Below are 13,681 nucleotides of genomic sequence, written 5' to 3'. Positions count from 1 at the left end.
CGCCACAACTGATCGCCACGGTCAGGCGTCGGCGGACGGGACTCTGATGATTGATCGGGTCAGGTGGCGGGGGTAGGCGGGGTCGAGGCCGCGGGTGCGGGCCAGGGCGTAGGCCACCCGGTGGACGGCCACCAGTTCGGCGAGTGGGTCGGATGGTCGGTCCACGACCTGGGCGCCGACCCGGCGGGCTGCGGTGAGGACCAGCGGGTCGGCGGGGCCGAGGGACCAGACCACGGTGCGGGGAGTCGCCGCGCTGATGGGTCCGTGCAGGTATTCCGGTGCGGGGTAGGACTCGGCGACGACGTTGGCCATCTCCTGGACTTTCAGTGCGGCCTCCTGGGCCAGGCCGACGGTCCAGCCCCGGCCGAGGAAGACGAAATGATGGTGCCCGGCGGGGTCGATCGGCAGCGGATCGGTGAGTGCTCGCCGCGCGTCGGCGATGGCGGCGGTCAGATCCGCACCGAAATAGGCACGCAGCATGGCCAAGACCGTGGTGGCGAAGCGGGTCTGGACGACACTGCGTTCAGCAGCCTCCGGCATCGTGACGACGTGGCCTGCGGCCGCGGACAGCGGGCTGCCGGTGTCGCCGCACAGACCGTAGACAGGGGTTCGTGTCTGCCGCGAAACGGCTTGGAGCACTTCGGTTGTGGTGCCCGACCGGGAGATCGCGAGCAGCGCGTCGTAGCGCCGGCGCTGCGGTAGCTCGGTGGGGGTGAAGGCGTCGGTCTCGCCCAACCCCGCGGACTCGCGGAGGGCGGCCACGGCCCGGGCGACGTACAGCGACGTGCCGCAGCCGATGACCGCCAGTCTGGTTCCGTGTGGCGGCAGCCCGACGACATCGCCCTGGCGAGCGCGCATCGCGGTGCCGCGTGCGGCGGCGAGCTGCCACAGATCGGGCTGACCGGCGATCTCCTGCGCGAGGCCCGCGCCCGATTCAGTCGGCATCGGACATGTACCGAAGGGCGTCGGCCAGGGTCGGCTGGCCGGGCGCACCGCCGATCTGCGAGGTCGACAGGGAACCGCAGGTGACTGCCAGTCGTAGCGACCGGAGCGGATCCCAGGCGTTGAGCCACCCGTAGAGGAACCCCGCGTCGAACGAGTCACCCGCACCGGTGGTGTCGACCACCTCGACTTCCAGAGCCTTCGCGTGCCATTCGCCGTCCCGGTTCCTGAGCAAGCCGCCCTCGGCACCGAGTTTCACTGCCACGACCAGGTCGTCGCCCATGTCCCGCAGGGCCGCGGCCGCGGCACTCGGGTTCCGGTGTCCGGTGATGTTCTCGGCTTCGCGGCTGTTGAGCAGCAGGATGTCGGTGACCGGGAGCAGCTCCGCGATGCCGTCCCAGCGGCCCTGCGGATTCCAGTTGCAGTCCACGGAGGTGGTGGCCCCGGCGGCGTGGGCAGCGGCGAACAACGCGGGCAATCCGGGCTGGAGCGCGGGCTGCAGATAGTAGCTACCGACGTGCAGGTGCCGGGCCCGCCGCAGCACGCCATCGGGCACCTGTTCGGCCCGGTAGTCCGCCATCACGCCGCGGACGGTGAGAATCGCGCGGTCCGCACCACGATGCAGCAGCACCGACACGCCGGTGGACCGCTCCGGATCGATCACACAGTCACCGGTGTCGATACCGTGCAGAGCCATCTCGCCGAGCATGTACCGGCCGAACAGGTCGTCACCCACGGCACCCACGAATGCGGTGCGCACACCGAGCCGTGTTGCGCCACAGGCGGTGAGTACCGACGAGCTCCCCATCGTCAGCGTGACACTGTCGACGAGGGTCTCCACCTGACCGAACACCGGCTCGACATTCTCGCCGCTGACGATCACGTCCGGATTGATCTCGCCGACCACCAGAAGATCCACGGTGTGCGCTCGATCGTCACGTGTTGGATCGAGTTCCATCCGCGCACCTTCGGTAGTGGGGAGCTGCTGTCGCATAGCTATTGTACGACACGAAAGATCGTTGCGCGGCAAGGGAAATGGGTGCACAATTCTCCGTGTGACGGCGGGCATCGATCGCCGAACGGGGTTCGTACGCGCCGAATCGAATGAGGGCTGGGAGGCGTCCGGTGACCGAGTTGGATCACCCCCTTGCCGCACTGTGGGATCGCGTGCGGGCCGAGCATTTCGAGGGCGCCTGGTCGGTTTCCGACGACGGCTGGCCCGGGCGTTTGTCGCTGCACCGGACCGGCGCGGATTCGTTCGAGGGCGCATTCGTCAGCGATCGGTTCCGCCAGACGCACCACGTCACGGGGGCCGTCGGCACCGCGCCCCACATGCTCGAATTCGTTATCCATGATTACAATTTCCTGCCCGAACAACGGTATTCGACTTTCCTGTTCACCCGTGGACGCAATGCCTTTGCCGGGTCGAGCAAATGGCGCGGCATTCCGTTCGGATTCGTCGCCTGGCGCCGGGATGCACCGCTGTCGGGAGAATTCCGCCGCGGCACCGCCGAGCCGATCGATTTCTGTGGGACGTGGGGTATGCGATTGAACGGGCATTCCGCGGATCTGGTTCTCGAATACGACGCCGGGACCGGGTTATTGCGCGGCGCATGCTGGGGACGCTCCCTGGGGCCCTCTTACGACGTCGTCGGCAGGCCGGACATCGAAGTACCGCATCAGGTCTCGATGACGCTGTCCCGGCCGACCTCGGAGACCGAGGTGTACCTCGACGGTCTGCTGTTCTCACGGCCCAAGAACATCGTCTGCGGGTCCGCCCGGCTCACCGGTGGGCACGTGGGCTTCTACATGGTCCGGAACAGATGACATCGCGCGGTTCCCGAGAGGCGACATGACGTGAAACCACGGGATCCGGGCTTGAAGCGCGACCTTCCCCTGTTGCTGCTCGGCGTTGTGCTCGGAATGGGCACCAACTTGGTCACCGCCAACGCCCAGCAGTGGCCCGCGCTCCTCCGACCGATCGACACCTACGCGCCGTATTGGCTCTCGGCGCTGACCATCGGCGCATTCGGCTCGGTGATCTGGCTGTCTCGCCGGGGTGTGCTGCATCGCACGTGGAGTGGCAGCGGCAATCCGTATCCCGGTCTCGAGCCGTTCGATTCGGCGCGTTCGGGTGTGTTCTTCGGCCGCCGGACGGAGGCGGAGGAACTGGTCGACCGGATCGTGTCGGCCAGACAGATTCCGGCATTGCGGTTCATCCCCATCGTCGGCCCCTCCGGATGCGGCAAATCCTCGCTCATTCAGGCCGGCGTACTACCCACGGTGAACAAGCGGGGCGGTTGGCAGACAGTCGGGCCGATCCTGCCGGGCACCGACCCGATCCAGGAGCTGTGCCGGATATCGGCCGACCCCCAGGAGAGCGCGGACGCCCGCACGGCCGCCGAGCAGGCGCTGCGTTCGGAGGCAGACACGCTGCTGCTCGACGCGAGCGTCGGCGCCCCCTACCGTCGCCCCAGGACGCTGATCCATCGTTTGCAGCGGGCGCGCGGCGAGCAGCGGCGGCTGCTGCTGGTGATCGACCAGTTCGAGGAGCTGGTCACCCTGAGCGAGGCCGGTGATCGGCAGCGGATCCTCGCCCTGCTCGAGGCGGCGCTGACCTTCGAACCCCGGTTCCACGTCCTGGTGTCGTTGCGCGCGGAGTTCCTCGTCACCTTTCAGGCCGAATACGGCGGGTCGCTGTTCACCCACCCGTATGGGCTCGGCGTGCTGCCGCGGGAGCGGATCCGGGAGGTGATCGTCGGTCCCGCGCGGGCCGCAGATGTGTCCTTCGAGGACGGGCTGGTCGAGTTGATGCTGAGCGAAGCGCACGGCGGCGATGTCCTACCGTTGCTGGGCTACCTTCTGCAACAACTCTATTCGGGGGCGACGGACCAGGAATTCATCACCCTGCGCGACTACGACAACGCGGGGCGCATCGCCGGTGCGATCGCCCATCAGGCCGACCAGGTCCTCGACGAGTTGTCCGCCGTCTACGACCCGACCGAAATCCTGGAGACATTGCTGCGTTTCGTCACATGGGAGGGGCCGGAGCCCACTCGTCGCCGGGTGAGTGCCGAGGAACTCGGCGAGCAGGAGCGCCGCATCGTCGCCGAATTCCGGGATGCGCGCCTGATCATCGATGACCGCCCGTCGCAGCTGCCCACGTCGGCGCAGACCGCGATGGAATTCGATCTCGCCCACGAGGCGCTGCTGCGGCAGTGGGAGCCACTGAACCTGCTGGTGCGTTCCCGGGAGGCGGCGGTGCGGCGGCGCACCGAGCTGGAACCACTCGCGCTGGTCTGGGAGCGCAGCGGCCGGCGCGCCGACTATCTGATTCGTGGCAGCCAATTGCGTGAGGCCGCTGAGGGAATGGACCACCGCGCACTGTCGCCGGTCGTGGAACGATTCGTCCGGACATCGCTGGACCGGCAACGCGAGGAACGCCGCACAGCCGCCGATCGGCTCGCCGATCAATCGCTGGAGCTGGCCGAGCGTGACCCGCAACTCGCCCTGACGCTCGCCCACGTCGCGGTCGCCGAGTGCGCCGCGACGATCTATGCCCGGATGGCCCTGCAGACGGCGCTGGAGAATCCGTTGCGGGACGTGTGGCACGGCCACGTCGGCGTGGTCTGGTCGGTGTCCTGGTCACGCACCGGGCAATTGGCCTCGGCGGGCGGGGACGGCACGGTGCAGGTGTGGCCGACCGAATCCGCCGGCGCGACACTGACCTTGGCGGGCCACGGCACCGGCGCGTTCGCGGTGGCTTGGTCACCCGACGGCGGGCTCGCGTCCGGCGGTGGCGACGGGGTGATCCGGGTGCGGCGGACCGGCGACACCGATGCGGTGGTCACCTCGGCCGGCGGTCGCGTCCTGTCGCTGGCCTGGTCGCGCGACGGCAGGCTGGCCGGCGGGAATTCCGAAGGCGCGGTGCAGGTGTGGGATCCCGGCACCGGAGCGGTCACGCTGTTGCCCGGCCATGTCGGCGATGTGAACTCGGTGGAGTGGTCCCCCGACGGGCGACTGGCCACGGGCGGAGCCGACGGCCGAATCCGGGTGTGGGACATCGGACTCGGCGAGGCCTGGGAGGCGACGCTGGACGACAGCGGGGTGTGGGCGGTCGGCTGGAGTCCCCTCGGCAGACTCGCGGCAGGTGGCGGCAGCGGGTCGGTCTGGCTCTGGGAGCGTGATCGCACCGAGCCCGCCGCGGAACTGCCGCTGCGCAGCGGTGGCGTGTTCGCGCTGTCGTGGTCGGCACAGGAAGTGCTCGCGTGCGCGGGCGACGACGGCATCATCCGCGTCTGGAACCGCGGCACGGCGGCTCGCCCGTTGACCCTCAATCGTCAAGGCGACGAGGTGTTCTCGCTGACCTGGTCCGCTGCCGGCCTGCTCGCCTCCTGCGGCGGACACGATGGCGCGGTACGGGTGTGGGATCCGTCGCGGCGCCCGGAGCGAGCTCTCGCCGTGGCCGCCGCGATCACCGGGGTTTCCTGGAACGGACCGCGGCTGGCGGTCGCGATGGACGACGGGCGGATCGAGGTGCGTCCCGCTGCCCTGGACGAGGTGTCGGCATCGACGACCGTGGATGCGGGGACTGCCCTCAGCGTCACGTGGCTCGACGGCGACCGGTTGGCCGTGAGCGACGGTGACCGTGTCTGGATATGGGACACCGCGGCGCCCGCCGCGCCTGCCCAGGTGCCCGGCGTCGCTGTGCGGTCGATCGCGTGGGCCGACGGGCGCTTGGCCGGTGGCGGGCCCGACGGGATCGTTCGGGTGCTGCACGGAGACGACTGGCGCGAAATAGCTGCCCTCGGTGGGCACAACGGCGCGATCTCGGCCGTCTCCTGGTCCGTCGACGGACTTCTCGCCGCGGGCGGGACCGATGGTGTGGTCCGGGTGTGGCATCGGGACGACTGGCGCGAAGTGGCGGCCTTGAGCGGGCACAGTGGCGCGGTGTCGGCCGTCGCGTGGTCGGCCGACGGGCTCCTGGCTTCCGGCGGCGCGGACGGGACGGTCCTGGTGTGGCGTCCGGACCAGGACCGGCAGGTGGCGGCCGACAGTGGGCACAACGGCGCGGTCTCGGCCGTGACGTGGTCGGCCGACGGGCTCCTCGCCTCCGGCGGCGCGGACGGGACGGTCCGGGTCCGGCACCCCATCGCCGGTACGCATGCCCGGATCCTGGCGGGCGACAGTGGCGCCGTCGCCTCACTTTCCTGGGCGGTCGGTGGAGCGCTGGCCGCGGGCGCGTCCGACGGTGTGCTGCTGGTCTGGGAGCTCGCCGTTCCCGCGGATCGGCTCCGCGACGACGCGGCCGGCCTGACGATTCGACCGATGTCCGCCGAGGAACGGCATCACTACCGGATTCCGGAGTGAGCCGGTGACGCGAGGGATCCTGCCGTGAAGTTCCTACCGCCTTCCGCCGGTCAGGTCGTCTACCACGACTTCGTCACCGCCGACGGCACCTGGTCACCCGCCAAGCGCGCGCATGTCGCGTTCACCCTGGACGCACCGGTCGACAGCGATCGACTGGCCCGTGCGGTACGGCAGGTGGTCGACGCCCACGAAGCCCTGCGCACATCGATCGAAGTGCACGACGGGGCACTGGTCCAGGTCGTTCGTGAACCCGCCGAGGTCACCGAATCTGCCTGTGCGACAGCGGAATGGGACGGTACGCCCGCGGGCGTGCGCCGCATCGTCTCCGGCGCGGACGAGTGGTCGGCTGGGGCACGGGCCCTGCCCGTCAAGGTGATCTCCGGTTCCGCCGGCGGGCGCAGCATCGTTGTCTGCGTGTTCGATCATGTGTGCGTCGACGGTGTCTCGGCAGAACTGGTCGCCGGACAGATCCGCGGTGCGTACGACGGCGCACCCGCGCCCACCGCCGTGCAGTTCGCCGACTACTACGCCGACATGCTCGCCGACGGGTTGCGGACAGCGCAGGCCGACTGGAACGCGCTACTCGACCGTGTCCGGCCTGCCGTTCCGCCCTGGATGCAAGCCACCAGGTCGGCGGCTCCGCGTGCGCGAATGGGCGTCCACCGCTGGACATTCGACGCGATCAGCACGGCGCTGGTCCACGCGGCCGGACGACGATACCTGGGCAGCGGATTCGAGGTCCTGGCCGCCGCGGTCGCGCTGTACTTCCGCCGCCCCGACGGCGCGCCCGCTGCCCTCGGGGTCGTCCACAGCGGACGCCACCTGCCCGGCGGCTCCGGCGTCGTCGGTCTGGTGCGCGGGTTCGTGGTACACGACGCGATGGTCGGCTCGGGTGCCACCGTTGCGGAAGCCGTGGCAGCCCAACGAGATCGGCTGCGCTCCGGGCTCACGCACCTGTCCCGCCTGCCGGTGGAGGAAGTGTGCCTGCGGACCGGCCGTCCGGTGGGGTTGCGAGCAGGCGCGCCCGGCCCGTGGGAGGTGGAACTGAACGTCGGGTTCACCCGCGCCGAATCGGGGCAGATGGCAGGCACTTCCGCGCACACGGCGGACGCGGGCCCGCCGGACGAAGAGTGGGCCGAGAACGGCGGCCCCACCCTGGTCGTGTCGTTCCGGATCGGACGCGACACGGTGGTCGGCAGCGTGCGGTACGCGCACCCACCGGTGGACCGCGACCTCGCCGCTCGGATCGGCAGGGACATCGAAGCGACGGCCCGGTTCCTCGACACCGACGCCGATGGGCCCGCCGACGCTGCACCCGCGTTCCATCGCCTGGTCGGATGGCCGGAGAGTGCGGTCCCGCAGGCTGCCGACGAAGGACGCAGACAACCGCCGGGCACCGACCTCGTGCACGCGATGTTCCGGGAGACGGCCGTACGGACCCCGGACGCGGTCGCCCTGATCGCCGGCGAATCCATGGTCACCTACGCACAACTCGACGTCTCGGCAGGTCGGCTCGCCCAGCGCTTGCGCGCCCTCGGAGTCGGCCCGGAGACCGTGGTCGGGGTGCGGCTGGGCCGATCGATCGACTTGGTCGTGGCGATGCTCGGTGCGCTGATGGCAGGCGGGATCTACGTTCCGGTCGAACCCGCGATGCCGGGCTCCCGCTGCCGGACCATGCTGAGCCGCGCCGGCGCGCAGGTCCTGGTGACGCGCGCCGACCTGCACGACCCGACGGTGACCGGGCCGATCACGCACGTCGTGTGCACCGACATCGACCATCCCGACAACGTCACCGGCGCGGACGAAGACCGGGCTGCCTGCGTGCGCGCGGACAACCTCGCCTATATAACGTTCACCTCGGGCTCGACAGGAATCCCCAAAGCCGTCGGCACAACCCACCGTTCAGCCGCGACGTACCTGCGCAACCTGGCGGGGTCCGGATATCTCACGGCGACCGACACCGCCCTGCAGATGGCCACGCCGTCGTTCGACGCCTCGGTCCGGGACATGTTGGGTCCGCTCACCGTGGGGGGACGGGTGGTCCTCGTCCCCGACCTGCTGACAGCGGACTCCGACGTTCTCCACGACCTGATCGTGCGACACCGGGTCAGTGTGGCGCCCGCGCTGGCCCCGGCGACCATCCGGTTGCTCTGCGATTCGAACCGGACATCGGAGCCCCGGTCGCTGCGCCTGCTGATGGTCAGCGGCGAAGCGTTGACCATCGAGACCGTGCGCCGCGCACGCGACCGATTCGGCGCAGGTGTGGGCATCGTGAACCACTACGGCCCCACCGAATGCACGATGACCTCCACCTTCCATCCCGTCCGCGGGGACCGACCGGGTCCGGTCCCGATCGGACGGCCCCCGGCGTGGGGGCGTATCCATCTGCTCGACGCCGTCCTGGCCCCGGTGGCACCGGGCACGGTGGGTGAGATCTACATCGGCGGGGCCGGTGTCGCCCGCGGGTATGCCGACGATCCGGGGCTGTCGGCCACCCGGTTCCTGCCGGATCCGTTCGGCGAGCCCGGCCGCCGCATGTACCGCACCGGGGACCGCGGCCGGTTCGACGCGGACGGCGTGCTGTGGTTCCACGGGCGGGTCGATGCTCAGCTCAATGTCAACGGTGTGCGGGTCGAACCCGGTGAGATCGAGGCGACCCTGCAGATGCACCGAACGGTCCGTGAGGCGGCCGTGGCGACGGTTCCCGGTGCCGCCGGCGGCAGCGTCCTTGTCGGTTATGTCGTCCCGCACGCCGGTCACTCGATCGATACCGCGCAACTGCGGGCGTTCGCCGGCAACCTGCTGCCGGAGTCCGTGGTGCCAAGGGCTTTTCACGCCTTGTCCGCGCTGCCCCGCACCGCCCGAGGGAAGGTGGACCGCGCCGCGCTGGCGGCGCACCGGGCGACCGCCCCGACACTGCCGGACCGGCTGCCGCGCACCGAGGACGAGGCACGCATGCTGACGCTGTGGCGGGAGGTGCTGCACCATCCCGACTTCGGCGTCCACGACGATCTCTTCGAGGCGGGCGCCGACTCGATTCTGGTGATGTCGCTGGTGTCCCGGATCCGCCGGGCGTTCGGGCGGGCCCCGGAACCCGCCGACATCTTCCGGACGCCCACGGTCGCTGCGGTCACCGAAATGCTGCCGCCACCCGGGGACCCCGGGCCGCGCACCGCCCCGACGGCGAGGCCGGCCGTCGCAGGCCCGGCGCCGCTGTGCCCGGCCCAGCAACGCCTCTGGTTCTTCGAACAGTTGCTCCCGAACAGTCCGTTGAACACCATCACCAGCGCGTTCCTGGTCGACGGCGCGCTCGATCACGAGGCACTGGCCGCCGCCACGCGCGATGTCGTCGCGTATCACGACGCGCTGCGCTCGACCTTCCAGGACGACCGTGGGCGACCGGTCTGCCTGCCCACCGACATCGTCGCCACGTCGTTCGACATCGTCCACGTCGCCGACGATCTCGCCGGGCGAATGAACTCGGTGGCCGCACAACCGCTGAATATCCTGCACGGACCGATGCTGAAGGTCACGGTGTTCGACGGGGAAGCGGGAGGTGGGCTGCTGGTGCGGGTGCACCACCTGGTCGCCGACGCGAGGTCGCTCGAGATACTGCTCGACGACCTCGCCGTGGCCTACCGCGCGCGCCGGGCAGGCGCGGCACCCGCGTTTCCCCCCGCCACGCATTCCTACGCCGACTACATCGGGTGGCAGGCCGAACGGCTCACCGCCGAGCGGGTGGCCCGCGACGTGGCTTTCTGGCGAGCCGAACTCGCCGACGCCCCACCACTTCTCGCGCTGCCGACGGACCGCAACCGTCCGCCGGTGCAGCGGCACCACGGCGCGGTGCACCATCGCCCGGTGCCGCCGGGCCTCGTCGATTCGGCCACGGCGATCGGCCGGGCCTGCGGTGCGAGCCCGTTCATGGTGCTGTCGACTGTCTGGGCCGCGCTGCTGAGCCGCTACACCGGACAGGACGAGCTGGTGATCGGCGTTCCCGTCGGCGGACGCGCCGAGCCGGAATTCGACCGTCTGGTCGGACTTTTCGTCAATGTGCTGCCCGTGCGGGTGTCGCTGCACGGCACACCGACGATGCGCGAGCTGTTGTCCCGCGTGCGCGACTCGCTGTTCCGCGCGATCGACCACGGTGATCTGCCCTTCGAGCGGTTGGTCGAACAGTTGCGTTTCGACCGCAGCCTCGCCCACGGTCCGGTCTTCCAGACCCTGGCCGACACCCAGCGCACGCCGGCTATGGACCTGCCCGGCGTGTGTCTCACGCCGACGGTGGTCGACACCGGCGGCTGCTGGTTCGACCTGTCCGTCTCGTTCTTGCGCCGCGACACCGGCCTGACCGCACTGTTCACCTTCGACACCGACTTGTTCGACGCGGCCACCATCGCACTGCTCGCCGAACATTTCGAGCACCTGCTCGCCGCCGCTCTCGGCACACCGGACCGCGCGATCGCGACGCTGCCCCTGCACGACCTCGCCCCGCGTCCGATCCCCCACCGGGCACACCCGCCGTATCCGGCTGTCCCGCACCGCATCGCCGAGAGTGTCCGGCGATTTCCCGATCGCGTCGCGGTGACCGGTGGTGGCCGGACCATGACCTACCGGATGCTCGACGGCGCGTCGGCAGGGATCGCGGCGCGGCTGCGCGAGGCCGGGGTGGGCCCGGGGTCGCTCGTGGGACTGTGCGCCGAACGCGGACCCGACCTCGTCGCCGGCCTGCTCGGCATCCACCGTGCCGGTGCGGCCTACCTCCCGCTGGACCCGACACATCCCGCGGATCGGCTGAGCCGCGTGGTTTCCGGTGCGCGCCCAGCGCTGGTGCTCACGCAGGAATCACTGATCGATCGCCTCGGCACCTGCCTGCCCGGCATCCTGCCGCTGGACCCGTTCGATACCGAGACCGAGCGGAGGACACCGGCGTCGACCGGGCCGTGGGCGCCGTGCCCTGCCGACGAGCTGGCCTACGTGATATACACCTCCGGCTCGACGGGTGAGCCGAAGGGCGTCGAGGTGACTCATGCCGGGCTCGACCATGTGCTCGGCGAGCTGGCGGATCGGCTCGGCGTCATCCCCGACGACACACTGGTGGCGGTCACCACGGTGTCGTTCGACATCGCCGCCCTCGAACTGCTTCTCCCGCTGACGATCGGCGCCCGTGTGGTGATCGCCGACTCCGGCGACGCGCTCGACCCGACGCGTCTGCGGGCCCTGCTGCACACCGTGGGCGCAACGATTCTGCAGGCGACGCCGATCACCTGGCAGCTCCTCGCCGAGCAGCAAGACCCGCCGCGGGTGCGGATCGGGCTGTGCGGCGGCGAGGCGCTGCCGTCCACGCTGGTGGCCGGTCTCCGCCGCATGGCGGACTCGGCGTTCAACGTCTACGGACCGACCGAGACGACTATCTGGTCCACCATCGCGCCGGTCGGAGACGACGATCCGGTGCCGATCGGAGATCCCCTCGGCGACACCGTCGTCCACGTCCTCGACGCCCACCTTCAGCCGGTGCCCCCCGGAGTAGCCGGGGAGATCTATCTCGGTGGACCCGGCGTGGCACGTGGCTATCGCCGCCGGCCTGGGCTGACCGCCACGCGATTCCTGCCCGATCCGTTCGCGGGCACGGACTCGGCGCGGATGTACCGCACCGGGGACCGCGGCCGCCACCGGCGCGACGGCAGACTCGAGTACCTCGGCCGCACGGACCGCCAGATCAAACTGCGCGGATTCCGCATCGAACCGGCGGAAGCCGAAGGTGCGCTGCTGGCGTACCCACCGGTACGGAGCGCAGTCGTCACCGTCCGGCCCGATGCGAGCGGACAACCCCAGTTGGCCGCCTACGTCGTCGCGGACAGCGAGGTGGACACCGACCGGTTGCGCGCGTTCCTCGGCGCACGCCTGCCGAACCACCTCGTCCCCACCGTGGTGGTAGCACTCGACGCGTTTCCGCTCACCGCCAACGGCAAGATCGATCAGCGGCGGCTACCCCTCCCTGCCACCGTGCGCCCCCGGTTGTCGACGCACTATCGCACCCCCTCCACCGACACCGAGCGGACACTGGCCGGAATCTGGCAGGACGTGCTCGGCGTCGATCAGCTCGGACTCGACGACGACTTCTTCGACCTCGGTGGGCACAGCCTGAGCGCGATCCGGCTCATGTCACGAACCAACGAGGAGTTCGGCGTCGAACTCGAGCTCTACACCCTGTTCACCGAACGGACCCTGCGCGGGATGGCGGCGCGGATACGACAGGAATCACCCATCGGCAGCGAGTGACCACGATGGTGTGGCAAGCCTGGCGAACGTGTCGGCGTCGACCGACCCGCCCGAGATGACCACACCCACCGGTTCTTTCGCCGTGCCGAGCAGCGACGCGGCGGCCAGTGCCACCGCACCGGACGGCTCGACGACGAGCTCGAGACAGCGCAACGCCCAGCCCATCGCCGCCCTGATCTCGGCGTCGGTCACGGTCACTACCGTACTGAGCAGCTGCCGGTTGATCTGCCACGGTAGTTCCCCCGGCACGGTATGGCGCAGCCCGTCGGCGATGGTGTCCGGAACGGCGGGCAGCGTCGTGCGCTGACCCGCGCGCAACGATGCCGCGGTGTCCGCGGCGGTTTCCGGCTCCACCCCGACCACCCGGACATGCGCAGCCAGCTGCCCGACCGTGATCGCCGTACCGGCGGCGAGCCCACCGCCGCCCACCGGCACCAACACCGCGGTGATCCCCGGTGCTTGCGTGAGGAATTCGAGTGCCACCGTGGCGGCGCCCGCGATGACGTTCCGGTCGTCGGCCGACGGCACGATGGTCAAGCCGTGCTCGGTCGCGAGTTCGACGGTGAGCCGGTCGCGATCGTCGCGGACGCGGTCGTAGCCGACGACCCTGGCCCCCAGCGCCCGAGCCACCTCGACCTTGATCAGCGGCGCATCCTGGGGAACAACAACGGTAACCGGCACCTGCCACAGATAGCCCGCCAAGGCGAGCGCCTTCGCATGATTGCCCGACGACGCCCCGATCACCCCACGCCGCCGCTGCTCGCCGGTCAGGGCGGCTACCGCGTTGTATGCGCCACGGAACTTGAAAGACCCTGCCTGCTGCAGACATTCGGCCTTACACAGGACCGGCCTGCCGCACAGCTCGTCGAGTACCCGATGACCGAGCACGGGAGTCACTGTGGCCACCGAACGCAGCCGATCCCGCGCCGCGTACACGTCCGCAATCCCCACGGGCAGGTTCGACAGAGCCACGGGCGACGATCTCAGCGGGCGACCGCGTCGACGAGACGATTCGGCATGTCTTCCCCAGGCGACCGTTTCAGCGCCCGCGGATGTGGCGCCGCACCTACAGCCTATCGCCGAGCGC

General features: G+C 70.2%; 6 protein-coding genes. 3 read left to right on the top strand and 3 right to left on the bottom strand.

Annotation, left to right across the window (positions count from 1 at the left end):
- Positions 1–21: 21 nt before the first annotated feature.
- Both ACFVAV_RS09855 and ACFVAV_RS09850 read right to left on the bottom strand, forming a co-directional pair.
- Positions 22–945 (bottom strand): SIS domain-containing protein, encoded by a 924-nt coding sequence (locus tag ACFVAV_RS09855; RefSeq protein WP_379032748.1) that lies wholly within the window; start codon positions 943–945, stop codon positions 22–24.
- Positions 935–1,900, bottom strand: coding sequence for a carbohydrate kinase family protein (locus ACFVAV_RS09850; protein ID WP_379032745.1), 966 nt, complete (start codon positions 1,898–1,900; stop codon positions 935–937). Before ACFVAV_RS09850 ends, ACFVAV_RS09855 begins: the two co-directional genes overlap by 11 nt.
- 167 nt (positions 1,901–2,067) lie before the next feature.
- Between ACFVAV_RS09850 and ACFVAV_RS09845 the strand changes: the two genes are divergently transcribed.
- The 3 genes from ACFVAV_RS09845 to ACFVAV_RS09835 are packed head-to-tail and all read left to right on the top strand — an operon-like array spanning position 2,068 to position 12,594.
- Positions 2,068–2,769, top strand: a complete 702-nt coding sequence (locus tag ACFVAV_RS09845) for a hypothetical protein (RefSeq protein WP_379032742.1) — start codon at positions 2,068–2,070, stop codon at positions 2,767–2,769.
- A gap of 30 nt (positions 2,770–2,799) precedes the next feature.
- Entirely contained in the window at positions 2,800–6,312 is a 3,513-nt protein-coding gene (locus ACFVAV_RS09840; RefSeq protein WP_379032739.1) for an NACHT and WD repeat domain-containing protein, read from the top strand.
- A gap of 24 nt (positions 6,313–6,336) precedes the next feature.
- Positions 6,337–12,594 (top strand): amino acid adenylation domain-containing protein, encoded by a 6,258-nt coding sequence (locus ACFVAV_RS09835; RefSeq protein ID WP_379032736.1) that lies wholly within the window; start codon positions 6,337–6,339, stop codon positions 12,592–12,594.
- Here the strand turns inward: ACFVAV_RS09835 and ACFVAV_RS09830 are convergent.
- The gene (locus ACFVAV_RS09830; protein WP_379032734.1) at positions 12,574–13,566 is read right to left on the bottom strand and encodes a threonine/serine dehydratase; all 993 of its coding nucleotides are present in this window, start codon (positions 13,564–13,566) and stop codon (positions 12,574–12,576) included. The two genes, ACFVAV_RS09835 and ACFVAV_RS09830, sit on opposite strands and share 21 nt — an antisense overlap.
- Between the last annotated feature and the right edge of the window lie 115 nt (positions 13,567–13,681).

The organism is Nocardia sp. NPDC057663 (genome assembly GCF_042799895.1).
Taxonomy (GTDB): Bacteria; Actinomycetota; Actinomycetes; order Mycobacteriales; family Mycobacteriaceae; genus Nocardia.
The sequence above is the reverse complement of the archived record's forward strand: the minus strand, read 5'-3'. Positions and strand labels throughout refer to the sequence as shown.